Annotated in this window: 13 protein-coding genes; 2 read left to right on the top strand and 11 right to left on the bottom strand. The window is 28.9% G+C overall.

Annotated elements, in window-relative coordinates:
- Positions 1–264 precede the first annotated feature (264 nt).
- The 8 genes from Q3223_RS09680 to Q3223_RS09645 form a co-directional block, all read right to left on the bottom strand.
- Positions 265–1,080, bottom strand: coding sequence for an MBL fold metallo-hydrolase (locus tag Q3223_RS09680; protein ID WP_054269449.1), 816 nt, complete (start codon positions 1,078–1,080; stop codon positions 265–267).
- Between the two features lie 185 nt (positions 1,081–1,265).
- Positions 1,266–2,708, bottom strand: a complete 1,443-nt coding sequence (locus Q3223_RS09675; protein WP_054269448.1) for a glutamate synthase-related protein — start codon at positions 2,706–2,708, stop codon at positions 1,266–1,268.
- Positions 2,709–2,834: 126 nt separating this feature from the next.
- On the bottom strand, positions 2,835–3,221 hold the full coding sequence (locus tag Q3223_RS09670) for a desulfoferrodoxin family protein (protein WP_054269447.1): 387 nt from the start codon (positions 3,219–3,221) through the stop codon (positions 2,835–2,837).
- A 37-nt stretch (positions 3,222–3,258) separates the two neighbouring features.
- Positions 3,259–3,648, bottom strand: a complete 390-nt coding sequence (locus tag Q3223_RS09665; protein ID WP_054269446.1) for a Fur family transcriptional regulator — start codon at positions 3,646–3,648, stop codon at positions 3,259–3,261.
- A gap of 31 nt (positions 3,649–3,679) precedes the next feature.
- Positions 3,680–4,216, bottom strand: a complete 537-nt coding sequence (rbr, locus tag Q3223_RS09660) for a rubrerythrin (RefSeq protein ID WP_074179207.1) — start codon at positions 4,214–4,216, stop codon at positions 3,680–3,682.
- 380 nt (positions 4,217–4,596) lie between these two features.
- A complete protein-coding gene (locus Q3223_RS09655) occupies positions 4,597–5,445 on the bottom strand; it encodes a PRD domain-containing protein (RefSeq protein ID WP_284181712.1) in 849 nt (282 codons plus the stop codon).
- Positions 5,446–5,472: 27 nt separating this feature from the next.
- Positions 5,473–6,879 carry a glycoside hydrolase family 1 protein gene (locus tag Q3223_RS09650; protein WP_284181711.1) on the bottom strand — a complete coding sequence of 469 codons (1,407 nt, stop codon included), beginning with the start codon at positions 6,877–6,879 and terminating at the stop codon, positions 5,473–5,475.
- Between the two features lie 110 nt (positions 6,880–6,989).
- Positions 6,990–8,867 (bottom strand): beta-glucoside-specific PTS transporter subunit IIABC, encoded by a 1,878-nt coding sequence (locus Q3223_RS09645; protein WP_219674112.1) that lies wholly within the window; start codon positions 8,865–8,867, stop codon positions 6,990–6,992.
- 336 nt (positions 8,868–9,203) lie between these two features.
- On the opposite strand from Q3223_RS09645, the gene Q3223_RS09640 reads away from it, so the two are divergent.
- Together Q3223_RS09640 and Q3223_RS09635 are read left to right on the top strand one after the other, a co-directional pair.
- Entirely contained in the window at positions 9,204–10,391 is a 1,188-nt protein-coding gene (locus Q3223_RS09640) for an MFS transporter (protein WP_074179204.1), read from the top strand.
- 25 nt (positions 10,392–10,416) lie between these two features.
- Positions 10,417–11,109, top strand: coding sequence for a FadR/GntR family transcriptional regulator (locus tag Q3223_RS09635; RefSeq protein ID WP_054269445.1), 693 nt, complete (start codon positions 10,417–10,419; stop codon positions 11,107–11,109).
- A gap of 114 nt (positions 11,110–11,223) precedes the next feature.
- Here Q3223_RS09635 and Q3223_RS09630 read toward each other — a convergent pair whose 3' ends face one another.
- The 3 genes from Q3223_RS09630 to Q3223_RS09620 form a co-directional block, all read right to left on the bottom strand.
- On the bottom strand, positions 11,224–11,526 hold the full coding sequence (locus Q3223_RS09630; RefSeq protein WP_021383628.1) for a PTS Lactose/Cellobiose specific IIB subunit: 303 nt from the start codon (positions 11,524–11,526) through the stop codon (positions 11,224–11,226).
- 21 nt (positions 11,527–11,547) lie between these two features.
- Complete coding sequence (locus Q3223_RS09625) at positions 11,548–11,958, bottom strand: universal stress protein (RefSeq protein WP_054269444.1); 411 nt, start codon at positions 11,956–11,958, stop codon at positions 11,548–11,550.
- A 198-nt stretch (positions 11,959–12,156) separates the two neighbouring features.
- On the bottom strand, positions 12,157–14,085 hold the full coding sequence (locus tag Q3223_RS09620) for an EAL domain-containing protein (protein WP_284181710.1): 1,929 nt from the start codon (positions 14,083–14,085) through the stop codon (positions 12,157–12,159).
- Positions 14,086–14,102: the final 17 nt, after the last annotated feature.

Genomic DNA, 14,102 nt, shown 5'->3' with positions numbered 1-14,102 from the left:
ATAAGAATAATCAATATAATTTCTAAAATAATTCATAGATGTAAATAAATTCACTTTATTTACTACTTATTTTCTCATTATTAATACATGATAAAATTGTTTATTAATGAAAATATAATCTCATTAAAAATAATTTTTTTACAATATTTCATATAATACTATATTAATTTTTTTAAAAATAAATATAATAAAAGGAGCTATCTTAAAAATGATTTTTTCTAATCAAATTTTAAGTTCAACTCCTTTTAAATAGCAACTTAAATTTTATATGTTTAAAGTCAACCCTACTCCCACTTCATTCACACTTAAAGTTTCATTCATCTTAGCTTTTACTTTAAAAGAAACACAATGACAAGGGTACAACATTTTTATTCCTTCTTTTTCTAAATATTGAATTGTACTATCTAACCTATCATCCAATTCAAAAAGATGAAAACCTCCTAATATACCAATGATTCTGTCATCTCTGCATACCTTTTTAGCATACTCTACTATATTACAAATTCCACTATGAGAACATCCTGTAATAATAAAAAGACCTTTATCAGTTTTACAGACTATAGCAGAATCATCTAAAACACAATCATCTTCCCACAAATCTCCTACTTTATATTTGCCCATTTTAGCTCTTTTTTCAAAATTATGTACAGTAGGTATTTCACCTAAAAATATGCAATTCTCACTTATATTAAAAGGTTTTTCTTGAGGATTATATATAAAAATTTGTTTAATTTCATCAACAGAAAATGGAGCACCTATATTCTCATTGCCTTCTTTTTTAGGTATAAAACAATTGGGATGTGCGACAAGCTCAACTTTAGATAAATCATACTTATCTTTCAGAAACTTAATACCTCTTGTATGGTCATTATGCCCATGAGAAAAAACAACATGAGTTAAGTCGCCTAAATCTATATCTAGCTTTTCAGCATTTGATATAAATACATCTGAATATCCTGAATCAAATAAAACTTTATTACCATCAATTTCAATATAATAGCTTACTGCTGGTTCTCCAACAAAATATCTATCAATGTATGTATTATTATCAACAAGAACTTGTATCTTTAACCTTTCCATGATAATCACTCCTTAAAATATTATTTAGTTTAATAGTACGATATCACAGAATATTTTACAATTTAATATTTTTAATTTTCACAATAATAAAGAGAACTTTACAAAGTAAAATTCTCCTTACATAAACTATATTCACTCTTATTTTTATAAATATATATATCTATTAATAGTTCTAAACTTAAAACCTATACATGTTGTATATTTGTATAATTTGATATTTCAGAGTTAACTGTATACAAATCATCAACACTTAAATCATGTATATCCTTATGCCCAGAAACCCTAGCAAAAGTCTTAAGTTCTTCTAAACTTACATTTAAGAAGTTTGCCACTCTATTAGCACTATTTTCTATATGTAATCTTTTTCTTAATTCTTCATCTTGAGTAGCTACTCCTACAGGACACTTACCAGAACCACATATACGATACTGTTGACATGCAGCTGCCATAAGAGCAGAACTTGCAATAGCAATTGCATCAGCACCCATAGCTAATGCCTTAACAAAATCAGTAGATACACGAAGTCCACCTGTTATAACTAAATCTATATCTAATTCATGTGTATCTATATATTTTCTAGCACGATGAAGAGCAAATATTGTTGGAATTGAAGTTGCATCTTTAAGCAATTTTGGACTTGCGCCAGTAGCTCCACCACGACCATCAATAGTTACAAAGTCAGGTTTCGCATAAGCTATAAATTCCATGTCCTTTTCAATATGTCCTGCTGAAATTTTAACACCAATTGGACGCCCTTCTGAAACTTCTCTAAGCTCATCTACAAGTTTCTTTAAGTCTTCTTTAGACTGTATTTCCTCAAAACAAGATGGACTTATTACATCTTGACCTACAGGCTTATTTCTCACCTTTGCTATTTCTTCAGTAACCTTTTCGCCAGGAAGATGACCTCCCATACCAGGTTTTGTTCCTTGACCAATTTTTATCTCTATAGCATCAGAATTTTTAAGATTTTCTTCAGTGACACTGTACTTATTTGGTACATATTCAAAGATATACTTGTATGAAGCTTCTTTTTCTTCTGGCAATATACCACCTTCTCCACTACACATAGCTGTCTTACTTTTAGCTGCTCCCTTTGCTAAAGCTATTTTTAGTTCTTTAGACAAAGCTCCAAATGACATATGGGAAATATAAACTGGATTTTCTATAATCATAGGTTTTTTTGCTTTTTTTCCTATTATTGTTGTTGTATTTACTTCATCATGCTCATTTAAAGGTAATGGATTTAATTGAGCACCCATAATTAAAATATCATCCCAAGAAATTACTGGTAGTTTAGTTCTCATAGGTTCTATTATAGACTTCCCTGTAACAGCCATTTCATGGATTATGTCCATATGTTTCTCAACTTCATCATCTCTTCTTAAATATGTATTTATGTAGTTTAAATCACCTGTTTTTTCACTAGTTACCTCAGTCTCATTTTCAGCAATATCTTCTGCTCCCTTTTCATCTTCTTCATAGTAAACAGTACTTATCTTACCAAAATAACTACGACCTTTTGTACATACAGGGCATTCCCAGTCTTCACTCAATTCATCCCAAGTTTTATCATTCTTAGATTCATCATAAATATATCCACAAACACTACATTTATAAATTGACATATTATTTTCTCCTTATGTTATATTGACATTAAATAAAACTAAAAATTGAATTTATATAAATTTATAGGAGGCCATTTGTATAAAATACATTTATAGCCTCCCCTTTAAATTCAATTTATTTAAATATTACAGTTCAGCCTTCCATAATCCATGTAAATTACAGTAAGCATATGCAGAAATCACTTTATCATCATCATTCAAAGCAAATTTAACTATAGGTTCTCCATCTACTGTTAGACATTTACGTTGACCACCTTGCTCAGTCATAAGATATACCCATGCTATATGATGTTCTTTAGTCATTGGATGAGCAACACTACTTATTTTTACAGTAACATTATTTCCTTCTACTTCAATCACAGGTACATGTTTTTCAACTGCTGCATCTGTTGTATTAGGAACAAGCTCTTTCATAGGCTTTCCACAACAGAAAACAGGTACGCCACTATTTTGTATCATTCCTACAATATTTCCACAAGTCTCACATATAAAAAATTTTTGTTCACTACACATAAACTCACCTCATTAATTATTTTTTAGAATTTGAAAGTTAACCTACTTGGCTACACTTTTCACAATTATTACAAATCCCTTTAAAACTTATGTTATAAGATGTTATTTTTATGTCTGTTTCCTCTGCTATTGATTCTTTTAAATTATTAAGAACATCAGATTCTAAATCGTACACCTCTCCACATACTTCACATATGATATGATAGTGATTATCTATTCTACCATCAAATCTATCTGGATTTCCTGGAATACTAACCTTTCTTATAAAGCCATGTTCTGTCAGCTGGGCTAAATTTCTATACACAGTTCCTAAGCTTAAATTTGGATTATCTTTTTTTAAATTTTCATATAGGTAATCCGCAGTAGGGTGAACCGGATTATTTAATATTTCATTTAAAATCAGTTCTCTTTGTTTAGAAAATTTCATAGTTAACATTCCTTTTTAATTATAATAATTTTTAATAGTTTTCAGCTTTTATATTGAAGTAAGCCTTTGGATGGTCACATACTGGGCATTTTTCTGGTGCTTCAGTACCTACATAAACATGACCACAGTTTTGACATTGCCAAACAACCTCTTCATCTCTTTTAAATATTTTTCCTTCATTTAAGTTTTCTAAAAGCTTTAAGTATCTTTCTTCATGCTCTTTCTCTATTTTTCCAACAGCCTCAAATAAATAAGCTATTTTGTCAAATCCTTCTTCTTTAGCTTCTTTAGCAAATTTTGCATACATATCAGTCCACTCATAGTTTTCACCTGCTGCTGCATCTTTTAAATTTTCTTCTGTTGAAGGCATGCCATCATGTAAAAGCTTAAACCATAACTTAGCATGTTCTTTTTCATTGTTAGCAGTTTCTTCAAATATAGCAGCTATTTGATTATAACCTTCTTTTTTAGCTTTTGAAGCATAGTATGTATATTTGTTTCTTGCTTCTGATTCTCCTGCAAATCCTGCCATTAAATTTTTTTCTGTTTTAGTTCCTTTTAAATTCATAATTAATTCCTCCCTTTTCAATAATAGTAATGATTACTATTTCTATATTTATATAATATATTAATTTCCACATTTTGTCAACTATATATAATATTCTTTTTTTTATTTAAATATTCTCATTTTCTAACATATTATTAAAAAAATATATTTTAGATTTATTCTCAGTCCATGAAATATTTTTTAGCTACAATTTTTATTTCTTTTCTGATGTAAATACTTTTGAAAATTATGTTATATATATTTGACGAACTACTCACCTTGCCTACTTTTATATAAAAACAAAGAGATAGTGAATATTCACTATCTCTTTAAGTAATTTCCTTATTAAAATTTAATTAATTCTTGTTTTTGTTATCAGATTACTAATATACTAAGATATTCTAACAATTTTCATCTAATTCTCCTAAAATCTTATGAACATGAATCATTAAATATAATTCCTCTTGTTTAGGCAATTCTCTAGAATACTCCTTGTATATATAAGCTCCTATCTTTTTTACACATTCATACTCTTCCTTACAATTTTTTTGAACTTGCTCATAAATAAAATCTATCTTTTCTTTTGATGGTTCATTGGCTAGAAATCTTTTTGAAAATGCCTTTAGATGCATTACAAATCTCCTATAATAAAATGACTCTTTATTATATACAATAGAAAAGTGATAATGAACTATCTGCAAAATAGCATTTACAATCTTAGCACTTCTCTTACTTCTATCACTATAGGGATTATCCTGTTGTGCATTTATAAAATGACCTGCTATATTACCAATTTCCTCTTCTGGTAACTCTAAGCCAAGAACCTCTTTAAAAACAGTAATTGCATATCTTCCTATATCATATTCTTTTGGGTTAAACTCTTTTATTTCAAACAAATAGTTATTTTCAATCATTATACCTTCTTTAAAGCGTCTCACTGCAAAGGCAATGTGGTCAGTTAAAGCCAAATATATATGGTTCATAAGTTTTAAGTTATATTTTTCTATTCCATATGCGATTATCATTTGAGCTATACCAAAGTATTCTGCATCTATTTCTGATGCAAGTTGTATAATACTCTTTTTTGTATTTTCATCATGAAGAACAAAGGTCTTTTCTATATCTTCTTTATTCAACTCAGACCCAACCTTATAATTGTGACCAATACCTTTCCCCATCAATATTATTTCTTCGCCATTATCATCCTTTGCAAGTAGCAATGAATTGTTTAATACCTTTGTAATATACATACTAAAACCCTCAATATATATTTATGTTTATTTTGTTATTCCATTGTTCTCTATAACTTCTTTATACCAGTAAAAACTATCTTTCTTTATTCTTTGTAAGTCTAAAACTTCATGGTCTGTTCTATTTATATAAACAAGTCCATAACGCTTATTAAAACCTTGTGAAGAACTTAAAAGGTCTGTAAATGACCATGGACAATATCCAATCATCTCTACACCATCTTCAATAGCTAATTTACATGCATTTATGTGACTTCTTAAATAATCTATACGATAGTCATCGTGAATTTTTCCTTTTTCTAATACATCTTTAGCTCCAAGTCCATTTTCAGTTATTATAACAGGTAAGTGGTATTTTTGCCAATATTCATTTAAAGCTACCCTAAGACCTGATGGGTCTATTGATGCTCCATATTCTGAAGCTTTCAGATTAGGATTCATCGACATTTTAAATAATCCATACATACTAAAATCAACAGTTCCTTCTCTTAAGCCAAATGGATGTTGCGAATCCTCAGGTAAGGCTTCTGCACAATTTGTTCTATAGTAATTTACAGCTATAAAATCCATTTTAGATTTTCTAAGTATTTCTTTGTCCCCTTCTTCCATATGAGGAATTATATTTCTTTTTTCAAGGTAATTCATATAATATCCTGGATATTCTCCATAATGATGCATATCAAGCATATAGTACACTTTAAAGTTATCATTCATTCTAGCAGCATACACATCTTCTGGCTTGGATGTAAGAGGATATGTTACAGATGATGATACAGCTGCTCCAATTTTACTTCCTTCTATCATTTCATGGCATGCATTAACTGCTAATGCATGTGCTAGACAAAGGTTGTAATCCATCTGAGCACGCATCTTATCTATCTTCCATGGGTCTGTTTCATCATATATATTAATTCGCTCCTCTACTCTAACAATTAGATTCTGTTCATTATGAGGTTGCCAATGCTTTACTCTATCTCCAAAATACTTAAAACATATTTTAGCAAACTTTTCAAAAGCATAAACAGTTTTTCTACTTTCCCATCCATTGTATTTCTCTACTAGTGCAAATGGAAGGTCAAAATGGTATAAAGTTACAAATGGTTCAATATCACACTCTATTAGTTTATCTATTATCTTGTTATAAAAATCTATACCCTTTTGATTTATCTCTCCTTCACCATCTGGAATTATTCTAGCCCATGAAATTGAAAAACGATAGGTCTTCATCCCTAAATCTTTCATTAATTCAATATCTTCTTCATAGTTATGATAAAAATCTGATGCTATCTTAGTATCTGCTTGTAAATGAGATTTTTTAAAAGAATTGTAGTCAGCTACGGTTTTGCCTTTATTATCTTCATCCCAAGCTCCTTCTACTTGAAATGCAGAAGATGATGCTCCCCATAAAAAATTTTTTGGAAATCCTGTACTCATAAATATTTCTCCTTTTACATTAATTATTTTCTTTATTAATTCATTGCAGTAAGCTCATTTTTTTAATATACTTGATTATTCATTTTTTACTTATTTCTAGTTAAATTAACTTAGTTATTAGCTAGTACTAATGAAATAATATTATCATTAGTAGATACATAACTAGGCTTACAAGAAACTACTTGTCCAAAATCAAATGTATTATTTACTATAACTGGTGTAGTTACATCATAACCAGCCTTTTTTATTTTATCTATATCAAAGGATATAAGTTTATCGCCTCTCTTCACTAAATCTCCTTGATTGACATGTTTTGTAAAGTATTTACCATTTAACTCTACTGTATTAATTCCAACATGTATTAACATTTCTGCTCCATTATCTAGCTTTAATCCTATTGCATGTAATGTTGGAAATAAGGAAGCTACTTCACAGTCAGTAGGTGCTGTTATTACTCCTTTTGTAGGTAATACAGCTATACCTTCTCCCATAGCTTTTGATGCAAATACATCATCCTTTACTTCTGATAACTCTATACATTCGCCCTCAACAGGAGAAGTTATATCAATAACACCATCTTGTGTTTCTATTTTTATAACTGAACTCTCTTCTTTTGAAACTTCTTCTAAATCTTCAAATCCAACTATATAAGTTGAAATAGCTGACCCAAAAAATGCTATAGCACAACCTCCTAAATAACTTAAAAATCCTAATGTACCTGCTTCAGCATATACAGGTATAGTTAAAACACCTTGGTTTGCAAATGCGTTACCATAAGCTCCACCCATTCCCATTATGGCACCTCCAATTGCACCACATATTACAGCACATACCATAGGTTTTTTCAGCCTAAGATTAGCACCGTATATTGCAGGTTCAGTTATACCAAATAGAGCTGTTATAGTTGCAGACATAGAAATTGTTTTTAGACCTTGATTTTTGGTTTTGAAGAATACTCCTAGAGCAGCTCCTGCTTGTGAAAAGTTAGCAGCTCCTGCAAATGCCAATAAATTTTGTCTTCCTGTCTGAGCAACATCACTTATACCTATTGGCAACAGCGCTCTATGTGCACCAAATATAACCAACACACACCATAAACCACCTACAAAAGCTCCACACAATGCAGGGCTTAGTTCATAAATATACTTATAAGAAAAGTTTATTACATTTCCTATATATATCCCAATTGGTCCAAATAGAAATAATGTTGCAGGTAGCATTATAACTAATGATAGTGTGGGAACCATTATTATTTTGATTACTTCAGGGATATACCTTTCTAATACTTTTTCAACATATGAAAGAGCCCATATAGCAATAATTATTGGAATAACAGATGATGTATATGTAGCTTTAGTTACTACCAGCCCTAAAAATCTAACTGTCTCTTCACCTGCCATCAAAGTTGTAAAAGCAGGATAACAAAGTGTAGCCCCTAGTACCATTGATATTATTTTATTTGCATTAAATACCTTAGCCGCAGTATATCCTAGTATAATTGGCATAAAGTAAAATATGGAATCAGCCATAGCATTTAAAATGATATAACTTTGAGTTTCTTTTATATCCACTCCATTTTTATTCATATAATACATTGCAAGGACTGATAAAATACCTTTAATCATACCAACTCCTGCTATAGCAGGTATTGTTGGTGTGAATATACCAGCTACTGCAGATAATATCGAATTCATTATACCTTGTTTTTCCTGATTTTCATTTCTTTTACTTACTTCATTTGTTTGAGGCACCATTTTTATGACCTCGTCGTATACTTTTTTTACTTTATTACCAATTACAACTTGTATTTGACCCATACTCTCAACAACAGTTATTACTCCTTCTGTCTTGGATAACTTCTCTTTATCCACTTTAGAAGAATTCCTGACCTTAAATCGAAGCCTTGTCATACAGTGAGTCACTTCATTTATATTCTCTTTTCCTCCTACATTTAGTAGAATTTCTTGAGCTATATTTTTATAATCCATAAAAAATCCTCCATTTTAAATTATAGGCTTTTTGTTTTATGGCCATTTAAACAAAAAAATCGAACCAAATAAATAGATTATACCCATAGTACCCTATAGATAATCTATAAAAATTGATTCGATCTTGCCTGCATTACCAGTAACACGTCTACTGTTATAATATTCAAATTTGTTAACTTAATATTAACACAAGCGTTTTCTTAATTCAACTATAAAATATAATTTTTTAGTAAATAATAATTATATATTTAATTTATTTTTTAATCATAAAATACTTGATTAAAAATTCTAAATGGTATATTATTTGCATTATAAAAATACCATTTGGAGGATAATATGAAAAAAATATCTAATCAAAAACTACTTTTACTTATTATTGTTGCATTTTTCTGGTTTTCGCAATATGTATACATACCATTTCAAAATCCATATTTGAATGCCTGTAATGTGTCTACAAACATGATAGGTATAATAATAGGTGCCTATGGAATCTCACAATGTTTACTAAGACTTCCTGTTGGAGTCTTTGCTGACTCAATAAATAAACATAAAATATTTATACTGTCAGGAATTTTCTTTGCTGGTTTAGCCTCTCTTATAAGAATCTTTTCTCCTGGAGGTAGTGGTTTTCTTATAGCTAATATTCTATCTGGAATATCATCATCAACTTGGATTTCTTACATGGTCCACTACACCAACTTTTTTTCTGTAAAACATCAACAAAAATCTACAAGCATAATAATATTAGTAAACAATCTAGGGATGTTAATTGGATTTGTTATGAGTACTTTATTTTATGAAAAATTTGGAATGACAACTCTATGTATTATGAGTGTATCATCTTCAGCTATTGGAACAATCCTAGCTTTAAATATAAAAGAACACAACTCAAATAATATACTAAAAAAAATATCTATTAAAGACTCTCTATATATATGTATGGATAAAAGACTTATATTTTTTTCTTTTATGGCATTGATTCAACAAGGTATTCAAATGTCTACAACGATGTCATTTACTACTCAAATTCTTAAAGACTTAGGTTCTAGCTCTACCCTTATAGGTCTATCCTCTATATTTTATATGTTGTGTGCTGTTGCCTTTTCTGGATTTGCATCTACTAAATTTTGTACCAAGTATGGGCCTAAGTTTTGGATTCCTCTAGTATTTCTTTTTATTTCAGTTTATTGTTTTCTAGTTCCAACAGTAAAAAATATTACTATAATTTTTATATTACAATTACTCCCAGGTATGTCTACAGGTATACTCCTTTCTTACCTTACTAGTGAATCTATGAAAAATGTACCAAAACATCAGAAATCTACTGCAATGGGATTCTTTCAAGCAATTTATGCTATAGGAATGTCTATATTTCCAATGTTAGTTGGTAAAATATCAGATTATATTTCAATGCAATATGGTTATTTTACCTTAGCTATTATAGCTATAATGGCTTCTATCTTATCTTATACATATTATAAAAAACTAGATTTAACTCTTAACTATGATATAATACAATCATAAAAAAATTATATGTTTAGGAGTTCTTATGAAAAACTTAAATGCCACTGAAAAAATTATTGATTATATTAAATTAAATATTTTAAATGGAACTTTTAAAATTAATAGTAAATTACCAAGTGAGAGAAAGATTGCTGACTTGTTTAATATAAGTAGAATCCCTGTAAGAAACGCCATAGACATACTCTGTAAAGAAGGAATACTTAGGGCTATACCTTACTCAAGCCCTATAGTTGAAGGATTCAAAAAAATTGACCTGTTTGATGATAATGAAGTATATAAAAATCACAACATACAAGAATTTTATGTTGAATCTTTAAGGTCAAGACAACTTATAGAAAGTGAAGCTACAAGATTGGCAATTTTAAATGCTACTACTAAAGAACTTCAAAAAATAAGACATGCCTATTTGAAGTCAGTAGAAGAACTAGATAAAGTTTCTCAAGGTTTTATAGAAGAATGTTATGATGCTGACTTACAATTTCATAAGGAAATAATATTGGCCTCTCATAATCCAATTTTTATAAAATATTATGAGTTAATACCTAAAACAGTGTCTTCTAACCAATACTTTGGGTTTAAATATAGAAACTCTTTACAGGATATGATTAGCCATCATAATAATATAATAATAGCCTTCGACAATAAAGATTCTGACTTAGGTTACACATCAATGTACAATCATTTGGAAGATGTTATTCAGTTATTTCAACATGATTAAGCTTATACTTTATTTTAAATCTATTTTATAGAAAATCTCAATTTTAAGTAAATTGGGATTTTCTTATAAAATACATAAAAAGGCGTCGCCCTATTTTTAGTGCGACACCCACGATTAATTTAAGTCTATTAAAATTTCACTTACTATAGATTTTGCATCTTCTATTATATATTTTGGATCAACTTCATAAAATTCTCTATCTATGAATCTGTCAATCTTATCTATACTTTCTATAGAATCGCTTGTAACAAATAATACAATAGATGCATCTTCTATATCATAAATTGAAAGTTCATTTTTTATATTATCATTCTCTTGAATTTCATAAACTAAATCAAATCCTAAATCATTTGCAGCTTCCTTAAGAGAATTTAAACTTCTTTCACTTTCACAAACTGCTACTATCTTTTTATTCATATTTCAAATACCTCACTAATTCTACTCCGGTACAATCATTACTATGCACTTTGCTTGTTTAACTACACTCGCTGTTACTGAACCTATAATTCTTGTAAGACCTTTTTTAGTAGATTTTGTCATAACTATAAAATCTACATTATCTTCTTTTGCTTTTCTAATTATTTCATCTCCTGGATATCCAAAAGTAAAGTGTACTTTAACATCATACTCACCCATTATCTCTGCTGCTTTATCCAGGATTCTTCTTCCTAAGTTCTCAGAATTCTTTATTTCTTCAGCCAGGGATATGCCATCAATAAATACTAGTTCTTTTACATTCATTATTTCTACTTCGACTTCATCTTTTTTGAATATTCCTTGTATAAATTCCAAAGAATGCATACTTCTCTCTGTCCCATCAATTGGTACTAATATTTTCTTTTTATTCATGTCACATCTTCCTTTCTTACTTTAGAATAATTAAGTAAAATATATATTCTAAGTTATAAAAATATATAATAAATCTTTACTTTAGGAATTAATATTAATAATATGTATAATAATTTTAATATTTGTTATTGTGTTAATTTTATAATATATAACTGACAGTGTCAATGAACAAAATTGTAATTAAAAAAATAAAGGATATTAGTCTACAAGTGCGTTTCCTCTCAATAGATTTTTCAAAATATCTTCTGGAACTGGCTTAGAAAAATAATAACCTTGTAAATATTCACACTCCATAGTTGCCAAGTCTTCAGCACATTCAGCAGTCTCAACACCCTCTGCTACAGCTTTCATGTTCAATTTATTTATAAGAGCTATAATAGTTTCAACTGTAAGTTTGTGCCTGTCATCTTCATTCATAGACCAAATCAAACTCTTATCTAACTTAATTATTGAGAATGGCAAAGAAAGCATATTAGTAACTCCAGAATAAGCAATTCCAAAGTCATCAAGTGAAAACTTAGCTCCTAAATCAATCAATCTTTCCATCGTTTCTTTAATTATATTAAAAGAACCTAATGCCACAGTTTCTGTAATTTCAAGTTTAAACTTAGTTGGTGATACATTGTATTTATCCATAAGATAAAGTAAATCATCAGCCAAGTTTTTTTGCATGCACTGCACTACAGAAAGATTAACAGCTATATTATCTAATTTCAAATCTTTAAAATCATCACTAGCTATAAATTTACATACTTTCTCAAAAACCACTAACCCAATTGAGTTAATCAACCCTGTTTGTTCTGCAATTGTTATAAATTCATCTGGAGGTATAAATCCCAAGTCTTTATGCTCCATCCTAAGTAATGCTTCAGCTGAAGTAAACCTACCTTTACTATTAGAGAATATTGGTTGATAGTACACTTCAAATCCATCATTTTCTAATGCCTCTTTTAAACAATTTTTAATCACATGTTTCTTCTTTATCTTCTCACTTATAGATGCATCTGCATAAATAACATGCTTTGACTCAGAACGCTTTGCCTCATGTATAGAAAAATCTATAGCAACTATGACATCTTCTGTTGTTTCAGCATTTTCGGGATAATAAACAACAGCAATACTAGTTGCCAAATTAAAATTTATCTCTTCTACTAACCAAGGTTTTTTGAATCTTTCTTCTATTTTTTTAATAATCTCCTCTGGCTGTATACCTAGTTGACTATTTACAACAATAGAAAATATATCTCCACCTATTCGGTATACATGATTTACATCATGTATGTGAATCAAATATTTTCCGACTTCTTTTAATGCAATATCTCCATTTTTAGTCCCAAAAGTTTCATTCATAAATTTAAAGTCATCAAGTGCAATTGTAATAATAAATCCTGATTGTTCAGTATTGATATTTAAATCTAACTCTTGAATAAAAGATTGTCTATTGAGTACACCAGTAAGGTCATCAATAATAAGACCTCGATTCTGCATAGAAAGATATGTCAAAAGTAAACTACATGCACATGCAGCTCCTGTAAGAAGATACTGTAAAAATATTGCCTGTAATATAATTGCTACAACTGAAACTATAAGAAAACCTCTAATAGCCCATATTTTTGATTCATGCATCGCTTTTCTATATTTAAAAGACAAAAATGCTGAATATATTGCATAAAAGAAAAACGATGCAAAAGTTGCAACATATCCATAACCTCGTATATAACCTGTTTCTTTTGACAATCCAAATAGAATATGTGTAAAAGGATTTGTGATAGATAAGATTATACAAATTATGAGTGGTATAGATAAAAATAATAATCTTTTTTTCATATACCTTATATCTTGATAAATAATAGCCATAACATAAAACGATACAAGCGCTGCTGGTATTGGCAATAATAATAAATATACTTGATTCAATAAAACAGTAATAAAAATTGGAATTTCATCTACATTATTTAGGCAAAATGAGCCTAAAATATTTGAAATTATAAATAAAAATGAGAATACTAAAAGTGCACAATATATTTTGTTTTGTAACGTAGGTATAAATTTACTTCTAAAAAAATATATCATTAAAAAAATAACTATAATTGCAGAAAAAATTTCATATTCTATATGCCATACCATAAACTTCCCTCACTATT

Source organism: Clostridioides sp. GD02367 (assembly GCF_045900275.1).
In the GTDB taxonomy this organism is placed as follows: Bacteria; Bacillota; Clostridia; order Peptostreptococcales; family Peptostreptococcaceae; genus Clostridioides; species Clostridioides difficile_A.
Note: the sequence above shows the minus strand (reverse complement) of the source record. Positions and strands in the feature narration are given on the sequence as shown.